This is a genomic window from Microbacterium sp. STRO-2N, assembly GCF_057747775.1.
This window is the reverse complement of the sequence record NZ_CM173223.1, coordinates 2,409,624-2,427,155: the sequence shown is the minus strand read 5'-3', so window position 1 is coordinate 2,427,155 and position 17,532 is coordinate 2,409,624. Positions and strand designations below refer to the sequence as shown.

Genomic DNA, 17,532 nt, shown 5'->3' with positions numbered 1-17,532 from the left:
CGCGGACCGGCCTCTCAACGATGATGGTGCCCCCGACAGGAATCGAACCTGCGACCTTTGGTACCGGAAACCAACGCTCTATCCCCTGAGCTACGGAGGCGTGCCGATCGAGATTACCACCCCTGCCTGCGGCTCCCGTTCACCTCACGGACCGACGAGCTCCTCGTCGTGGGGTGCGTCGGCGACGATGTCGGCCGGTTCGCTCATGGTGCGGATCGCCTCGGCGACGCGCGTGGCGAGGTACGCGTGGCCGTCGGTCGACGGGTGGTCGCGGCCGATCGGGCCGGTGTCGATGACGTCGAGGTAGTTGGCGTCGGTGATCCAGTCCTCGGCGATGGGCGAGACGTACCACCAGCCGCGCTCGGCGGCGAGCGCGCGCAGGTCGTCGTCGATGCGACGCGTGGATTCCTCGACCGGCAGCACCTGCGGTGCGGGACCGAGGATGACGATGTCGGCCTCGGGGTACGCCGCAGCGAGCGCGTCCCACGCGGCGGTCACGGCATCCCGATATCCCGCCGGATGGAGGCGTCGATCGTTGATCGATCCCTCGACGAGCACGACGTCGGGTGCGAGTGCGGGGTCAAGCGCGGCGATGCGCTCGCCGTACGAGGGGCCGTCGATGCCCGGCTTGAGATAGCCGCTGCCGCGCACACCGTCGACGATCGTCTCGACGCCGAGCTCGTCGGCGAGGCGGTAGGCGAAGCCCAGCGTCGGCGTCGTCGCGGCCGATCCGTAGACCCACGAGTCGCCGAAGACGAGCACGCGCGCGTCCTCCGGCAGCGACAGCGGTGCGGGGGCGATCGTGGCGGCGACCGGTCCCGCGTCGGCGGCGACGGATGCCGGGGCCGCCGGTTCGTGAGCCGACCAGGGCCGCAGGAAGCCCACCGCGCACACCGCGGCGACGGCGAGCGCGGCGCCCGCGAGGGGGAGCCACGGCCGCCGTCCCCTGAGGCGACCGGGCGCGTGCATGCATAGAGGGTAAGTCACGTCGCGAGCGACGTACGCCACGGGGTGCGATCGCGCGGAAAGACGGGGCGGATCCTGAGGATCCGCCCTGCCGTCGGCGTGTCGCCGCCGCCGGTCGACAGCAGCGGCGGGAGCACTCCCGGGCGCGTGCGAGGATACTTCGGTGCAACGCGTCATGACCGCCGAGATGGACCTCGATCTGGGGGGCTCCGTCGACCTCATCTTCCAGATCGCCGTCGCCCAGGCGGCGCCGATCTCGAACGAGCGGCTGACGTTCACGCAGGGCGATCGCGTCTACACCCCGACCGAGATCGTCGACCAGTCTGGCAGCCGGCTGCACCGGCTCACGGGCGAGTTCGGAACGCTCGAGGTGCGCTACGAGGCGACCGTCGACGGGCAGGCCGCGGCGAGCCGCGCGAGCGACCTCGAAACGATCAGCTACCTGCGCCCGAGCCGGTACTGCCAGTCGGACGAGGTGTTCCCGCAGGCGCGGCGCCAGTTCAGGGGACTGTCGGGTCACGACCTCATCGCGGCGGTCTCGGAGTTCGTGTCGTCCAGCACGACGTACACGCCGGGTCTCAGCAAGGGCACCGACAGTGCGGTCACGACGCTCATGACGGGCCAGGGCGTCTGCCGCGACTACGCGCACGTCGTGATCGCGCTGCTGCGCGCGATGGACATGCCGGCCCGCTACACCGCGTGCTACGCGCCGGGGCTGCAGCCGATGGACTTCCATGCTGTCGCCGAGGCGTACCACGACGGCGCCTGGTACGTGATCGACGCGACGCGCCTCGCCGACCGCCGCTCCCTCGTGCGCATCGCGACGGGCCGCGACGCCGCCGACTGCGCGTTCCTCAGCTACTACGGCGGCTACGTCGGACTGAACCGCCTGCGCGTCGACGCGTGGACCGTGCCGGACGATGCGAACGTGCACGGGCTCGCGACGCCGCCGTCGCCGGATGCGGCGGATCCCGCCGTCGACGACTTCGCGACGCTCGTGCAGCTCGCCTGAGGCCCGGAACGGGCCGCGCCGGATGCGCAACTAGACTGGTCCGGCTATGAATCCCGACGCCCTCTCCGCCGCTCTGCTCGCCGTCGTCGCTCCGCTCGCCGAGGCGCGACGCCCGGGCGCGTCCGAGGGTCTGACGGCCGCCGATCTGCCGCTCGAGCGCCCGAAGAACCGCGATCACGGCGACTGGGCGTCCAACGCCGCGCTGAAGCTCGCGAAGGTGGTCGGCGCCAACCCACGCGAGTTCGCGACCGAGATCGCGGAGGGCCTCACGAAGGTCGACGGCATCGCGGGCGTCGAGGTCGCCGGACCGGGGTTCATCAACATCCGACTCGATGCCGCGGCCGCCGGCTCCCTCGCGAAGACCATCGTCGACGCGGGCGCGGCGTTCGGCACCAACGACTCGCAGCGTGGCAACACGATCAACCTCGAGTTCGTGAGCGCGAACCCGACGGGCCCGATCCATTTGGGCGGCACGCGGTGGGCCGCCGTCGGCGACTCCCTCGCACGGATCCTCTCGTCCCAGGGCGCGCAGGTCACGCGCGAGTACTACTTCAACGACCATGGCGCGCAGATCGACCGGTTCGCACGGAGCCTCCTGGCCGCGCACGAAGGCCGCGCGACGCCGGAGGACGGATACGGCGGTGACTACATCTTCGATATCGCCCGACGCGTGGCGCTCGCTTACGAGGGCGACATCGACGCGCTCGAGCCGGACGCGAAGCAGGAGGCGTTCCGGGCGATCGGCGTCGCCTTCATGTTCGACGAGATCAAGAAGAGCCTCCACGAGTTCGGCGTCGACTTCGACGTGTACTTCCACGAGAACGACCTGCACGACAGCGGCGCCGTCGAGCGCGCGGTCGCTCGGCTGCGCGAGCTCGGTCACATCTTCGAAGCCGACGGCGCGACGTGGCTGCGCTCGACCGACTTCGGCGACGACAAGGACCGCGTCGTCATCAAGTCGGACGGCGAGCCGGCGTACATCTCGGGTGACCTGGCGTACTACCTCGACAAGCGCGAGCGAGGCTTCAATCGCTGCATCATCATGCTCGGTGCGGATCACCACGGGTACGTGCAGCGGCTCATGGCCATGTGCGCTGCCTTCGGCGACGAACCCGGGGTGAACCTGCAGGTCCTCATCGGCCAGATGGTGAACCTCGTCAAGAACGGGCAGCCGGTGCGGATGTCCAAACGCGCGGGCACCGTGGTCACGCTCGAAGACCTCGTGGAGGTCGTGGGAAAGGATGCTGCTCGGTATGCGCTCGTGCGCAGCTCAGCAGACTCGAACCTCGATGTCGATCTCGACGTGCTGCAGAAGCGCACCAACGACAACCCGGTGTTCTATGTGCAGTACGCGCATGCGCGCACCCACAATGTCGCGCGCAACGCCGCATCGGCGGGCGTCGACCGCTCGGAGTTCGCGCCGGAGCTGCTGACGCACGAGACCGAGTCGGCGCTCCTGGGTGCGCTGCAGGAGTTCCCGCGCATCGTCGCGTTCGCCGCCGAGGTGCGTGAGCCGCACCGGGTCGCGCGCTACCTCGAGGAGCTCGCCGGGCTCTACCACCGCTGGTACGACAACTGCCGTGTGATCCCGCTCGGCGACGAGCCGGTCGAGCCGGTGCACCGCACGCGCCGGTGGCTCAACGACGCCACCGGCCAGGTGCTGCGCAACGGCCTCGACCTGCTCGGCGTGAGCGCGCCCGAGAGGATGTAGGCCCACGACATGAGCGCCGACGACACGCAGCCCACTCTGCAGCTGCCGGAGGACTGGGACCAGGCGGAGCCTCAGCGCCGCCGCGTCTGGCCGTGGCTCGTGGCGTTCGGAATCGTCGTCGTGCTCGCGGTGGTGGCGTGGTTCGCCGCCGACGCGATCGCGCGCCAGATCGTGACGGGAGTCGTCCGCGATCAGGTGCGGTCGCAGCTCGCGCTCCCCGAGAGCCAGCAGATCGACGTCGAGATCCCCGGGTCGATCATCCCCCAGCTCATCGGGGGGACGCTGGACGAGCTCACCGTCGCCTCGGACGACGTCGAGGTCGGCCAGTTCATCGGCGACGTGAGCGTGACCGCGCGGGACGTGCCGATCACGGGCGGCGCCCTCGGCGGCGCGACCGCGACGGTGACGCTCGACGAGGAGCAGCTGCACGGGCTCGTCTCGACGATCGAAGGCTTCCCCGCCGACACGGCCGGGATCGACGCGCCGGCCGTGACCATGAGCATGCAGCTGCAGCTGTTCGGAGTCGGGGTGCCGGTCGGCGTCGCGCTGACCCCTTCCGCGGTCGACGGCGACATCGTCCTGACGCCGGCGTCGCTTCAGCTCGCAGGCACGGAGGTCGGCGCCGACGCGCTGCGCGAGCAGTTCGGCCAGGTGGCCGATCTCGTGCTGCGCGACTGGACGGTGTGCGTCGCGCAATACCTTCCCGCAGGAGTGACGCTCACCGATGTCACGGTGGAGGGCGACGTGCTCGTGGCGGACTTCGACGTCGACGGCCGCATCGCCACCGATCCGGCGCTGCGTGCCAACGGCACGTGCGCGTGAGGCGCTTCTCCGGGCGTCATACGACACGGGCGACGGATGCCGCGTGCCCTAGACTTCAAGGACTGCCCGGCGCGTGACCCCTCCGGCCGAGGCATCCGGTCCGCTTCCGGACTCCCGGACGACCGCAGCGCCGAAGCTCCCACCGATTGGTCCACCGTGTCCGCCGACCCGCACACCCGCTCCGCCGCTCCCGCCTGGCTGCACGTGCCCGACGACGCGAACGCGCTCGCTCCGGCGGTATGGCCCGCGACGGCGCAGCGCGACGACGACGGCGTGCTCCGGCTCGGGGGCATCCCGGCCACCGAGCTGCGAGACCGATTCGGCACGCCGCTGTACGTCCTCGACGAGGACCTCGTCCGCGAGACCGCGCGTCGCACGCTCGACGCCTTCCGTGCCGCGGCTGCGCTGCACGGCGTGCAGGCGCGCGTGTACTACGCCGGCAAGGCGTTCCTCAGCACCGAGATCGTGCGCTGGGTGACCGAAGAGGGCCTGGCTGTCGACGTGTGCACGGGCGGCGAGCTCGCGGTCGCGCTCGCGGCGGGGGCCGACCCGTCCCGTCTCGGCTTCCACGGCAACAACAAGTCCCCCGCCGAGCTCGAGCAGGCCGTCGAAGTCGGCGTCGGGTCGATCGTCATCGACAGCCTGATCGAGATCGAGCGCCTCGGCGCGATCGTGGAGCGCCGCGGCGCCACGCAGCCGGTGCTCCTGCGCGTCAACAGCGGCGTCCACGCCGAGACGCACGACTTCCTCGCGACGGCGCACGAAGACCAGAAGTTCGGATTCACGCTGACGGATGCCCCGGCTGCGGCGGCCCGCATCCGCGAGTTCCCCGGCCTCCGGCTGGTGGGTCTTCACTGCCACATCGGGTCGCAGATCTTCGGGACGGCCGGCTTCGAGGAGTCCGCGGCCCGGGTCGTCGCACTGCACGCCGAGCTCCGCGAGGACGGCGACCTGCCCGTGCTCAACCTCGGCGGCGGCTTCGGCATCGCCTACACGTCGGTCGACGACCCCACGCCCATCGAGGAGCTCGCCGTCGGCATCGCGGATGCCGTCGCACGGCAGTGCGAGGTGCGCGGCATCCCCGTCCCGAATCTCGCGTTCGAGCCCGGCCGGGCGATCGTCGGACGCGCGGGCGTGACGCTGTACGAGGTCGGCACGACCAAGCCGGTCGCGCTCGAGGACGGCGGTGAGCGGCTCTACGTCAGCGTGGACGGCGGCATGAGCGACAACGCGCGCCCTGCGCTGTACGGCGCCCAGTTCTCTGCGCGCGTGGCGTCGCGCACGAGCGACGCCGTCCCCGTGCTCACGCGCGTGGTGGGGCGGCACTGCGAATCCGGCGACGTCGTGGTGGATGCCGAGTACCTGCCGTCGGACGTGGCACCGGGCGATCTGCTCGCCGTCCCCGCGACGGGCGCATACTGCTTCTCGCTGGCGAGCAATTACAACTACGTGCCGCGGCCTCCCGTCGTGGCGCTGCGCGGCGGCGAGGCGCGCGTGATCGTCCGCGGCGAGACGATCGACGATCTGCTCGCGCGCGACGCGGGCGTCGCCGCCGCACCTGCTTTCGATGGGCGCACGCCCGGGGATGCTCCGACGGAAGGGATCGCATGACCGACTACCGCCGACTTCGCGTCGCGCTGCTGGGGGCCGGCTCCGTCGGCTCGCAGGTCGCCGGGCTGCTGCGCCAGCACGCCGACGAACTCGCCGATCGTGCCGGCGCCCGTCTCGAGCTCGTCGGCATCGCCGTGCGCGATGTGGACGCCCCGCGCGATGTCGAGCTGCCGCGTGAGCTGTTCACGACGGATGCCGAGACGCTGATCGTGGGCGCCGACATCGTCATCGAGCTCATGGGCGGCATCGAGCCGGCACGGACCTACGTGCTGCAGGCGATCAACTCGGGCGCGGACGTCGTGACGGGCAACAAGGCCCTCCTGGCGACCCACGGGCCCGAGATCTTCGACGCCGCCGATCAGGTGGGCGCGGAGGTGTACTACGAGGCCGCAGCCGCGGGCGCCATCCCGATCATCCGGCCGTTGCGGGACTCGCTCGCCGGTGACCGCGTGCAGCGGATCATGGCGATCGTCAACGGCACGACGAACTACATCCTCGACCGCATGGACACCGAGGGTGCCGAGTTCGGCGACGTGCTGGCCGACGCGCAGCGCCTGGGCTACGCCGAAGCCGATCCGACGGCCGATGTCGAAGGCTACGACGCGGCGCAGAAGGCGGCCATCCTCGCGAGCCTCGCCTTCCACACCGCCGTGCCGCTGGACGCGGTCCACCGCGAAGGCATCACCTCGATCGACAAGGCGATGATGGACTCCGCGCGTCACGCCGGCTACGTCATCAAGCTCCTCGCCGTGTGCGAGCGACTGAACGGCGGCGACGGCGAGTCGATCTCCGTGCGCGTGTACCCCGCGCTCATCGACCGCGCGCATCCGCTGGCGAGCGTGCACGGTGCGAACAACGCCGTCTTCGTGCAGGCGGAGGCCGCCGGCAACCTCATGTTCTACGGCGCGGGCGCCGGCGGCGTGCAGACCGCGTCCGCGGTGCTGGGCGACGTCGTCTCGGCCGCCCGCCGCCACATCGCGGGCGGCGTCGGCGTGGGGGAGTCCACCCTCGCGAACCTCCCGATCGTGCCGGTCGGCCGGGTGACCACGCGGTACCAGATCACGCTCGAGGTCGACGACCAGCCGGGCGTCCTCGCGACGGTCGCGGGCATCCTCAGCGACGGCCGCGTGTCGATCGCGACCGTCGAGCAGACCGTGGCGGGGGAGGAGGCCGACATCGCGCGCCTCGTCATCGGCACGCACAAGGCTCTGGAGCAGGATCTCAGCGATACGGTGAGCCGGCTCGCGGCGAGCGGCGTCGTCGAGCGCGTCGTGTCGGTCCTCCGCGTCGAGGGTGAATGACTTTGGAAGGGAACTGAAATGGCACATGTCTGGCGCGGAGTCCTCCGCGAGTACGCCGACCGTCTCGGGGTCACCGATGCATCGACCGTCGTCACCCTCGGCGAGGGCGGTACGCCGCTCCTCCCGGCGCCCGCGCTCTCGCGGCGCACCGGCACCGATGTCTGGGTGAAGTTCGAGGGCATGAACCCGACCGGCTCGTTCAAGGACCGCGGCATGACCGTCGCGGTGTCGCGCGCGATCGACCACGGTGCGAAGGCGGTCATCTGCGCCTCCACCGGGAACACGTCGGCCTCCGCGGCCGCGTATGCCGCCCACGCCGGCATCACCGCGGCGGTCCTCGTGCCCGAGGGGAAGATCGCGATGGGCAAGCTCAGCCAGGCCGTCGCGCACAACGGGCGTCTGATCCAGATCCGCGGCAACTTCGACGACTGCCTCGAGATCGCGCGGGAGCTCGCCGACAACTACCCGGTGCATCTCGTCAACTCCGTCAACCCTGACCGCATCGACGGGCAGAAGACGGCCGCCTACGAGGTCGTCGAGCAGCTCGGCGACGCGCCCGACTTCCACTTCATCCCGGTCGGCAACGCGGGCAACTACACGGCCTACACGCGCGGCTACCGCGAAGAGGCCGACGCCGGCGTCTCGACGCGCGTGCCACGCATGTTCGGCTTCCAGGCCGCCGGTTCCGCGCCGCTCGTGCGCGGTGAGGTCGTGAAGAACCCCGAGACGGTGGCCAGCGCCATCCGCATCGGCAACCCCGCCTCATGGCATCTGGCCCTCGAGGCGCGCGACGCGACCGACGGCTGGTTCGGCGCGATCGACGACGAGCGGATCCTCGCAGCGCAGAAGCTGCTCGCGGGGGAGGTCGGCATCTTCGTCGAGCCCGCGTCGGCGATCAGTGTGGCGGGCCTGCTCGACCGCGTGGAAGCCGGCATCGTGCCGCAGGGCGCGCGTGTCGTGCTGACCGTCACCGGCCACGGGCTGAAGGATCCGCAGTGGGCGCTGCGCAACGCCGACGGCTCACAGGTCGAGCCGACCGTCGTCGACGCGACGACATCGGAGGTGGCATCCGTTCTCGATCTCGCTCCGGCCGCGCTCGCCGAGCCGGTCGACGCGCAGGAACCGGCGAAGTGAGCGCAGCCGTCGCCCCGGCGCCCGGTCGCCGGATCGTGGTGCGGGTGCCGGCGACGAGTGCCAACCTGGGGCCGGGCTTCGACACGCTCGGCCTCGCGCTGAGCGTCTACGACGAGCTCGACGTGACGGCGTTGCCCGAGGGCGAGCTCGAGATCGACGTCGAGGGGGCCGGTGCCGCAGACGTGCCGCGGGACGCGTCGCATCTGGTCGTCCGCGCCATCGCCTATGCGTACGAGTCGGTGGGGCGACGGATGCCGGGGCTCCGGCTCCTCGCGCGGAACGTGATCCCGCACGGCCGCGGGCTGGGGTCGTCGGGCGCCGCCGTCGTCTCGGGTCTGCTGGCCGCGAAGGGCCTGCTCGAGGGCGACGTGGAGCTCGGCCCGGACGCGCTGCTGCGGCTCGCGACGGAGCTCGAGGGTCACCCCGACAATGTGGCTCCCGCCCTGTTCGGAGGCCTCACGATCGCGTGGGTCGACGAGGAGGGACCGCAGCACAAGAAGCTGCTGGTCCACCGCGGCGTCTCGCCTCTCGTGCTCGTCCCCGAGTTCACGATGTCGACCAAGCTCGCCCGCAGCCTCCAGCCGATGCAGGTGCCGCGCGAGGATGCCGTCTTCAACGTGTCGCGCTCGGCCCTGCTGATCGCGGCCCTCACCCAGAGTCCTGAGCTGCTGCAGGCCGCGACCGAGGACAAGCTGCATCAGAACTATCGCGCCAGCGCGATGCCCGAGACCGACCGGCTCGTGCGGGCGCTGCGCGCCGAGGGCTTCGCGGCAGTGGTGTCGGGGGCGGGCCCGAGTGTGCTCGTGCTCGCCGACGGACCCGGCCGCCGGCTCGAGGCGGGCGCGGTCGCGACCGCCGTGACCGACACCCCGTGGGAGGCGCTGATGCTCGCTGTCGACTTCAAGGGTGGTACAGTGAGGGAGTACGCGGAGGGTTCCACGTAACTCGTGAATCTGGCCTCCGTCGCAAATCTGCGAATCCACCGCACGGCATTCTGACCTGCCGACGTCCGCTGAGCACCCTCGCGGTCCCTCACCCCGTCGGCGGGTGATTCGACAGGCCTGACAACCGGTCGAATGGGGCACCTGCCCCTCTCCAGCGCCGCGCGGTCGTGCATAACCCGTTCGTTTTCACAAGGGAGAACTCGTGGAGTCCATCTCCGAGATCCACGCCGACGTTCCGGCCGACGAGCGCGCGGAAGCGCCTGAGGCCGTCGAGAACGCAGGCATCGCCGCCGAGCAGTCCGACGCGGTCGCCGCGGCCGAGACCGTCGCCGAAGTCGCGGTCGAAGAAGCCGAGGCCGCCGACGAGGTGGCCGAAGAGGCCGTCGCCGAAGCGATCATCGCCGACGCGGTCGCCGAAGAGGCCGTCGCCGCCGCTGCCGACGAGCAGACCGATGAGGCGCAGGCCGCGGCCGACGAGGCTGTGGACGAGGCGCTCGTCGCCGAGGCCGCGGCCGAGGAGGCCGTCGCAGATGCCGTCATCGCGGACGCGGTCGCCGACGAGGCGGTCGCCGACGCGGTCGTCGCCGAGGAGCAGGCCGTCGAGGCGGCACCGCCGGCCGAAGCGCCCGCAGCCAAGGCACCGCGCAAGCGCGCTCCGCGCCGGGCCAAGAGCGGCGACGCGCCCGCGGTCGCCCCGGAGGAGGCCGCTGCGGCTCCCGTCGAGGTCACGGAGGCCCCGGTCGAGGCCGCCGAGGCGCCCGCCGAGGCAGCCGAGGAGGCCGTCCAGACCGCGCCTGCCAAGCGTCCCGCACGCCGCGGCGCAGGGCGCGCCCAGGCCGCGAAGGCCGAGGCCGCCGAGGCGGCCGAGGCCGCGGCATCCGTCGACACCGCTCCTGACGCAGCTCCCGAGACCGCCGGTGAGCCTGGCGAGCAGTCTGGCGAGGCCGCCCCGCAGTCCAGCGACGCCGGCGATGCCGGCGAAGGCGCCGAGACCTCGAGCCGTGGCCGCAGCCGGAGCCGCAACCGCAACCGCAACCGCGGGCAGGCAGGCCAGAACGGCGACCGTCCGAACGGTCAGGGCGCCGCCACGCCCGCCGAGGCCCCCAAGCCCGAGCAGGGCGAGGACGACCAGCCCGGACAGGGCGGAGCGCGCGGCCGCCAGCGCAACAAGCGCCGCGGCCAGACCACTTCCGACGAGTTCGAGACCGAGATCGGCGAGGACGACGTCCTCATCCCGATCGCGGGCATCCTCGACGTGCTCGACAACTACGCGTTCGTCCGCACCACCGGGTACCTGCCCGGTCAGAGCGACGTCTACGTCTCGCTCGGCCAGGTGAAGAAGTACAACCTGCGCAAGGGCGACGCCGTGGTCGGCGCCATCAAGCAGCCGCGCGAGGGCGAGCAGTCCAGCCGTCAGAAGTACAACGCGCTCGTCAAGGTCGACGCCGTCAACGGCCTGTCGGTCGAGGACGCCGCGACCCGCGTCGAGTTCGGCAAGCTGACGCCGCTCTACCCGCAGGAGCGCCTGCGCCTCGAGACCGCGCCCGAGAAGCTCACGCAGCGGATCATCGACCTCGTCGCACCGATCGGCAAGGGCCAGCGCGGCCTCATCGTCGCGCCGCCCAAGGCCGGCAAGACGATCGTGCTGCAGCAGATCGCCAACGCCATCGCGACCAACAACCCCGAGGTGCACCTCATGGTCGTGCTCGTCGACGAGCGTCCCGAAGAGGTCACCGACATGCAGCGCACGGTCAAGGGCGAGGTCATCGCGTCGACCTTCGACCGCCCCGCCGAAGACCACACGACGGTCGCCGAGCTCGCCATCGAGCGCGCGAAGCGCCTCGTGGAGCTCGGCCGCGACGTCGTGGTGCTGCTCGATTCGATCACGCGCCTGGGCCGGGCCTACAACATCTCGGCGCCGACCTCGGGCCGCGTGCTCACCGGCGGTGTCGATGCGTCGGCGCTGTACCCGCCGAAGCGCTTCTTCGGCGCGGCGCGCAACATCGAGAACGGCGGATCGCTCACGATCCTCGCGACCGCTCTCGTCGAGACCGGCTCCAAGATGGACGACGTCATCTTCGAGGAGTTCAAGGGCACCGGCAACAGCGAGCTGCGCCTGAACCGCCAGCTCGCCGACAAGCGCATCTTCCCCGCGGTCGACGTCAACGCGTCGTCGACGCGTCGCGAAGAGATGCTGCTCTCGCCCGACGAGGTCAAGATCACCTGGAAGCTGCGTCGCGCGCTGGCGGGCCTCGACCCGCAGCAGGCCCTCGAGGTCGTGCTCGGCAAGCTCAAGGAGACCCAGTCGAACGTCGAGTTCCTGGTGCAGATGCAGAAGTCGATCCCGGCGCCCGCGCGCGACGGGCACGGCGGCGGTGGCAGCCACGCGCACGACAACAGCATCCGCTGAGCCTTGTCGAAGCATGATCCTGGGATGTTCGAGTCGGTCAAAGGACTGATCGAGGAGCACGCCGCGGTCCAGGCCGAGCTCTCGGACCCCGCCGTCCACGCCGATGCGGCGCGGGCCAAGCGGGTGAACCGGCGCTACGCCGAGCTCTCGCGCATCGTGAAGGCGCACGAGGACTGGCTCGCGGCATCCGACGATCTCGACGCGGCGCGCGAGCTCGCCCGTGAGGACGAGGCGTTCGCCGAGGAGGTTCCCGCGCTCGAGGCGACGCTCGCCGAGGCGCAGGAACGGCTGCGGCGGCTGCTCATCCCGCGCGATCCCGATGACGCCCGCGACGTCATCATGGAGATCAAGCAGGGGGAGGGCGGTGCCGAGTCGGCGCTGTTCGCCGCGGATCTGCTGCGGATGTACCTGCAGTACGCCGCGTCGAAGGGCTGGAAGACCGAGTTGCTCGAGCGCAACGAGTCGGACCTCGGCGGCTACAAGGACGTCCAGGTCGCGATCAAGGGCTCGTCGAGCGACCCCGCCCAGGGCGTGTGGGCGCACCTGAAGTACGAAGGGGGCGTGCATCGCGTGCAGCGCGTGCCCGCCACCGAATCGCAGGGACGCATCCACACCTCGACGACCGGCGTGCTCGTCTTCCCCGAGGTCGACGAGCCCGAAGAGATCCACATCGACCCGAACGACCTGAAGATCGACGTGTTCCGGTCGTCGGGGCCAGGCGGGCAGTCCGTCAACACGACGGACTCCGCGGTGCGCATCACCCACGTCCCGACCGGGATCGTGGTGTCGATGCAGAACGAGAAGTCGCAGCTGCAGAACCGCGAGGCGGGGATGCGCGTGCTCCGGGCCCGGCTCCTCGCCAGGCAGCAGGAGGAGCTCGAGGCGGCGGCATCCGACGCCCGCAAGTCGCAGATCCGCGGCATGGACCGCTCCGAGCGCATCCGCACCTACAACTTCCCCGAGAACCGCATCGCCGACCACCGCACCGGGTACAAGGCGTACAACCTCGACCAGGTGATGGACGGCGCGCTCGAGCCGATCATCGAGTCCGCGATCCGTGCCGACGAGGAGGCGCGGCTCGCCGCCCTCGGCGCCGACGACTGATTCCGCACGGGAACGGATGCCGCGGCCCGCGGCATCCGTCGACGACGTAGCCGGGGGTCGTCACCGGCCCGCCGGACGTCCGCGTCGGGTGGGATGATGGGCGGTATGCAGATCGGACGGGTCCCCCTCGTCGGCCGCCAGGCGGACCTGGAGGCACTGCGCGACGAGATCGCCGCGGTCGGCCGTGCGGGTCGCGCCGTCGTCGTGTCGGGAGACGCGGGGATGGGCAAGACCCGACTGCTGCGCGACTTCACCGACGGCCTCGACGGGATCGTCGTGCTCCGCGGTGCATGCGTCGACTCCGGCTCAGGACCCGCGCCGCTCACGGCGGTGACCGATCTGCTGCGCGACCTCGTCGACGCGCTCGGCGTCGAGGCGGTGCGGGCGGCGGCCGGCGCGGGCGCGGACGCCCTGGGCGTTCTCGTTCCCGCGCTCGCGGAGGCGCCGGGCGACGCCGAGCGCCTCGCCGACGTCGTCGTCGAGACGATCTCCGAGCTCGCACGGTCGCACCGCCTCGCGGTCGTCGTGGAGGACCTCCACTGGGCCGACGGCACGACCTGCGAGATCGTGTCCCGGCTCGTCCGCCGCGCCGCGGTCCTGCCTCTGTTCGTACTGCTGTCGTATCGCACGGACGACATGGGCCGGGGTCATCCGCTCCGACCGGTGCTCGCCGAGCTGGATCGCGCGCGGCTCCTGACGCATCGGCCCCTCACGCGTCTCAGCCCGGCGGATGTCGCGGTCCTCGCGACCGCGGTGCACGGCGAAGCGCTCGCGCCCGGAGTGCTGCTCGACATCGCGGCTCGCAGCGACGGCATCCCGTTCTACGTCGAGGAGCTCGCGAGCTTCACCGGCGAGCGGCTGCCGACGTCGCTGCGCGAGGTGCTCCTGCTCCGCTACGAGCGACTGGACGCCGAGGCCCGCCGCTTCGCCCGCGTGCTCGCCACCGGCGGGGTCGAAGTGACCCACGCGGTGGTCCGCGCCGTGTTCGACGGCGACGACCTCGCGCTCGAAGAGGCCGTACGCACCGCTGTGGACGCACAGGTGCTGGTGGTGCGCGGTGACGCATACGCGTTCCGGCACGCGCTCATGCAGGAGGCCGTCTACGCCGAGCTTCTGCCGACGGAGCGGACGCGCCTGCACACCGCCTACGCGGTCGCCCTCGAGGCATCGGCTCCGACACCACGCGTGCTCGCCGACATCGCGCACCACTGGCGCGCCGCGCATGTGCCCGATCGCGCGCTCGCGGCCGCGGTCGCGGCGCAGGGGGCCGCGAGCCGCGCGTCCGCCTGGTCGACGGCTGCCGAGGCGGGGGAGCGTGCGCTCGAGCTGTGGGAGTCCGTGCCGGACCCCGAGGGCGTGACCGGCGTCCGGCGCGTCGACCTGCTGCAGCGCACGTCGGGCGCTCTGGTCTCGGCGAATCGACAGGAGCGCGCCCTGGCTTTCGTGCAGGAGGCCGTGGCGCTGTGGCCCGAGGACGATGCCGTCGGACGCGCGGCGATCCTGGCCGACCTCGCGACGAGCGAGCTCCAGGTCGGCGTGTCGGACGGCGTGGCGAGCATCGAGCAGGCGCTGGCGATCCTGGGCGAGGACCCGGCTCACGACCTGCAGCGAGCGGGCCTGCTGCTGAGCTCGGCGCGCGTGCACATGCTCAACGGCCGCCAGCGTGCGGGCATCGAGGTCGCGGAGCAGGCGCGTGCGACGGCGGAGGAGGCAGCGGCCGCGGGCGACCCGGACGCGGCCGAGATCGTCGCGCAGGCCATGCTCATCGCGGCGACGTGCCTCGTCACCGGCGGAGATGCCGAGGGTCTCGCCCTCTTCGAGGAAGCGCGATCGCGTGCGACGGGCTTCGCACGACCTCTCATGCGGTACTACATCAACTACTCCAACGCGCTCATGCTGGTCGGTCGCTACGACGAGGCGATCGCGGTGGCGCGTGAGGGCCAGGAGTACGGCAAGGCCCACGTGGTCGACCGCGGCCCGCTCGTGATGCTCGAGGCCAATGTCATCGAGGGCCTCATCTACTCGGGGCGGATGCAGCAGGCGGAGGAGCTCGGAAGCCGCATGCTCCCCATGATGGAGCCGGGACTCTATTCGGCCTTCCTGCGTGAGCGGCTGGTGTGCCTCGCGATCTGGCGCGGGCACGTCCCCGAGGCCGAGGCGGCGCTTGAGACGGCGCGTCGCGAGCTGGACATGTTCGGCGCGTACGAGTTCCAGACGCGATTCGGCATGACCTACGACCTCGGACAGCTCGCGCTCGCGCGGCGAGACGCTCTCGCGGCGCTCGAGTGGGCGCGCATCGCGTGCTCGGAGACCAACGGAGGCGTGCTCGTCCTTCCGTTGACGGCCGTCGCGGCACGCGCGGTGGCAGCGTTGCGGGAGCGCGGGGAGGATTCCGATACCCGGCCGTTCCGCGCGGTGCTGGACGCGTTCCGCGAGTGGCCGCTGATCCCGCTGTGGTCGTCGCTGTTCGCCGCAGAGCTGGGCGAGGGCCCATGGCAGGCCGCGATCGACGCCGAGGGCCCCGCGTACCTGCGGGCCTACGCCCGGGTGCGGCACGCAGAGGCACTGCTCGCATCGGGCGACCGTGCGGCGGCGCGGGAGGCACTCGCCGCGGCGGCCGCGTTCGCCGACGAGATCGGCGCCGACGGTTTGGCCGCACGCGCGCGAGAGCTCGCGGCCGATGCGGGTCTCGCGAACGCGTCGGCGCACTCCGCGCTCACGGCGCGGGAGGAGCAGGTGCTGGAACTCGTGGCCGAGGGGCTCAGCAACAGCCAGATCGCCGAGCGGCTGTACATCAGCGTCAAGACGGTCTCGGTGCACGTCTCGGCCATCCTGCGGAAGCTGGACGTGTCGTCGAGGACGGCTGCCGCGGCCATCCATCGTCGAACGGCCGCGTGACGCGGCATCCGTCCGTTCCGTGTCGCGTCAGATGACGTACTCGGGGGTCGTGAGCAGCGCGCGCGTGTCCTCACCCGTGCGCCGGGCGCGGGGCTTGGCCGGCACGCCGACGAGCACGCTGTCGGGCGGCGCATCCCTGGTGACCACGGCGTTGGCGCCGACGAGCGAGCCGTCGCCGATCGTGATCGGTCCGAGGATCTTGGCGCCCGCGCCGACCGCGACGCCGTCGCCGAGCGTGGGGTGCCGCTTGCCGCCCTCGCGCTGCCGGCCGCCCAGCGTCACCCCGTGGTAGAGCAGCACGTCATCACCGACCTCGGCGGTCTCGCCGATCACGACGCCCATCCCGTGGTCGATGAAGAAGCGGCGGCCGATGGTCGCGCCGGGGTGGATCTCGATGCCGGTGAGCCACCGGGTCACCTGCGACCCCGCGCGGGCGAGGAAGCGCACGCGCCGCGTCCAGAGCGCATGCCACAGTCGGTGCGCCCAGATGGCGTGCAGACCGGGGTAGAGGAGCGCGATCTCGAGGCCGCTCCGCGCGGCGGGATCGCGCAGCTTGGCCGCGGCGACGTCCTCCCGGACACGCGCGACCAGTCCGATGCGTTCGGTCACTTCTTCTCGCCCTCCGGTTCGCGCAGGTGCTCATAAAGCGCGGTCGACAGGTATCGCTCGCCCGAGTCGGGAACGATGACCACGATCCTCTTGCCCTCGGCCTCGGGACGGGCGGCGATCTCGAGGGCCGCCCACACCGCGGCGCCGGCCGACATGCCCGCGAGGATGCCCTCGCGCGTGGCGAGCTCCCGCGCGGTGCGGATCGCGTCGTCGAACTCGACGTCGAAGATCTCGTCGACGACCGAGCGGTCGAGCACGTCCGGCACGAAGTTCGGGCCGATCCCCTGGATGCGGTGGCCGCCGGCGCGTCCCTCGGTGAGGACGGGGGAGTCCTTGGGCTCGACCAGCACGATCCGGGTGCCGGGGCTGCGCTGCTTGAGCACCTGACCGACGCCGGTCACGGTGCCGCCGGTGCCCGAGCCGGCGACGAACCAGTCGATGCGGCCGTCGGTGTCGCGCCAGATCTCCTCGGCGGTGGTGCGGCGATGGATCGCGGCGTTCGCCTCGTGCTCGAACTGGCGCGCCAGCACGGCCCCGGGCGTCTCGGCCGCGATCCGGCGGGCCGTCTCGACGGCCTCGGTCATGCCCTTGTACGGGTCGGTGAGGACGAGCTCGGCGCCATACGCCTTCAGCAGCGTGCGTCGCTCCTTCGACATGGAGGCCGGCATCGTGAGGATCACCCTGTACCCGCGCGCGGCGCCGATGAGGGCCAGCGCGATGCCGGTGTTGCCGCTCGTCGACTCCACGATGGTGCCGCCGGGGACGAGCTCACCCGAAGCCTCCGCCGCTTCGACGAGCGCGTAGCCGAGGCGGTCCTTGACCGACGAGCCGGGGTTGTAGAACTCGAGCTTCGCCAGCACCTCCGCGCCGAGCCTGTCGGTCAACCTGTTGAGACGCACCAGCGGCGTCTCACCGAACGCGGTGGTGATGTCGGAGTGGATGCCGGGCACGAACGCTCTTCTCAGTCGGGGATACGACGACGGCGCGACGACATCCGTCGCGCCGTCGTG

At 71.6% G+C, this 17,532-nt stretch carries 13 protein-coding genes and 1 tRNA gene; 10 read left to right on the top strand and 4 right to left on the bottom strand.

Going from position 1 to position 17,532, the window contains the following annotated elements; genetic code table 11:
- Positions 1–24 precede the first annotated feature (24 nt).
- Both AC3ANN_RS11370 and AC3ANN_RS11365 read right to left on the bottom strand, forming a co-directional pair.
- Positions 25–100: transfer RNA gene (locus AC3ANN_RS11370), tRNA-Arg, on the bottom strand.
- 44 nt (positions 101–144) lie between these two features.
- Complete coding sequence (locus tag AC3ANN_RS11365) at positions 145–969, bottom strand: SGNH/GDSL hydrolase family protein (protein ID WP_488337510.1); 825 nt, start codon at positions 967–969, stop codon at positions 145–147.
- A gap of 160 nt (positions 970–1,129) precedes the next feature.
- On the opposite strand from AC3ANN_RS11365, the gene AC3ANN_RS11360 reads away from it, so the two are divergent.
- From AC3ANN_RS11360 to AC3ANN_RS11315, 10 genes are all read left to right on the top strand, one after another.
- Entirely contained in the window at positions 1,130–1,978 is an 849-nt protein-coding gene (locus AC3ANN_RS11360) for a transglutaminase-like domain-containing protein (protein WP_488337509.1), read from the top strand.
- Between the two features lie 46 nt (positions 1,979–2,024).
- Positions 2,025–3,689 carry an arginine--tRNA ligase gene (gene argS / locus AC3ANN_RS11355; RefSeq protein ID WP_488337508.1) on the top strand — a complete coding sequence of 555 codons (1,665 nt, stop codon included), beginning with the start codon at positions 2,025–2,027 and terminating at the stop codon, positions 3,687–3,689.
- A gap of 9 nt (positions 3,690–3,698) precedes the next feature.
- The gene (locus AC3ANN_RS11350) at positions 3,699–4,511 is read left to right on the top strand and encodes an LmeA family phospholipid-binding protein (RefSeq protein WP_488337507.1); all 813 of its coding nucleotides are present in this window, start codon (positions 3,699–3,701) and stop codon (positions 4,509–4,511) included.
- A 156-nt stretch (positions 4,512–4,667) separates the two neighbouring features.
- On the top strand, positions 4,668–6,122 hold the full coding sequence (lysA, locus tag AC3ANN_RS11345) for a diaminopimelate decarboxylase (RefSeq protein ID WP_488337506.1): 1,455 nt from the start codon (positions 4,668–4,670) through the stop codon (positions 6,120–6,122).
- A complete protein-coding gene (locus tag AC3ANN_RS11340; protein ID WP_488337505.1) occupies positions 6,119–7,423 on the top strand; it encodes a homoserine dehydrogenase in 1,305 nt (434 codons plus the stop codon). The genes lysA and AC3ANN_RS11340 overlap by 4 nt, the downstream gene beginning before the upstream one ends.
- Before the next feature lie 18 nt (positions 7,424–7,441).
- A complete protein-coding gene (gene thrC, locus AC3ANN_RS11335) occupies positions 7,442–8,557 on the top strand; it encodes a threonine synthase (RefSeq protein WP_488337504.1) in 1,116 nt (371 codons plus the stop codon).
- Positions 8,554–9,501 (top strand): homoserine kinase, encoded by a 948-nt coding sequence (gene thrB / locus AC3ANN_RS11330; protein WP_488337503.1) that lies wholly within the window; start codon positions 8,554–8,556, stop codon positions 9,499–9,501. Before thrC ends, thrB begins: the two co-directional genes overlap by 4 nt.
- 202 nt (positions 9,502–9,703) lie before the next feature.
- Complete coding sequence (rho, locus tag AC3ANN_RS11325) at positions 9,704–11,911, top strand: transcription termination factor Rho (RefSeq protein ID WP_488337502.1); 2,208 nt, start codon at positions 9,704–9,706, stop codon at positions 11,909–11,911.
- 24 nt (positions 11,912–11,935) lie between these two features.
- The gene (gene prfA / locus AC3ANN_RS11320) at positions 11,936–13,015 is read left to right on the top strand and encodes a peptide chain release factor 1 (RefSeq protein ID WP_488337501.1); all 1,080 of its coding nucleotides are present in this window, start codon (positions 11,936–11,938) and stop codon (positions 13,013–13,015) included.
- A 105-nt stretch (positions 13,016–13,120) separates the two neighbouring features.
- The gene (locus tag AC3ANN_RS11315; RefSeq protein WP_488337500.1) at positions 13,121–15,913 is read left to right on the top strand and encodes an ATP-binding protein; all 2,793 of its coding nucleotides are present in this window, start codon (positions 13,121–13,123) and stop codon (positions 15,911–15,913) included.
- Positions 15,914–15,940: 27 nt separating this feature from the next.
- Here AC3ANN_RS11315 and epsC read toward each other — a convergent pair whose 3' ends face one another.
- Both epsC and cysK read right to left on the bottom strand, forming a co-directional pair.
- Positions 15,941–16,510 (bottom strand): serine O-acetyltransferase EpsC, encoded by a 570-nt coding sequence (gene epsC / locus AC3ANN_RS11310; protein WP_488340822.1) that lies wholly within the window; start codon positions 16,508–16,510, stop codon positions 15,941–15,943.
- An 8-nt stretch (positions 16,511–16,518) separates the two neighbouring features.
- Positions 16,519–17,472 carry a cysteine synthase A gene (gene cysK / locus AC3ANN_RS11305; RefSeq protein WP_488340821.1) on the bottom strand — a complete coding sequence of 318 codons (954 nt, stop codon included), beginning with the start codon at positions 17,470–17,472 and terminating at the stop codon, positions 16,519–16,521.
- Positions 17,473–17,532 lie beyond the last annotated feature (60 nt).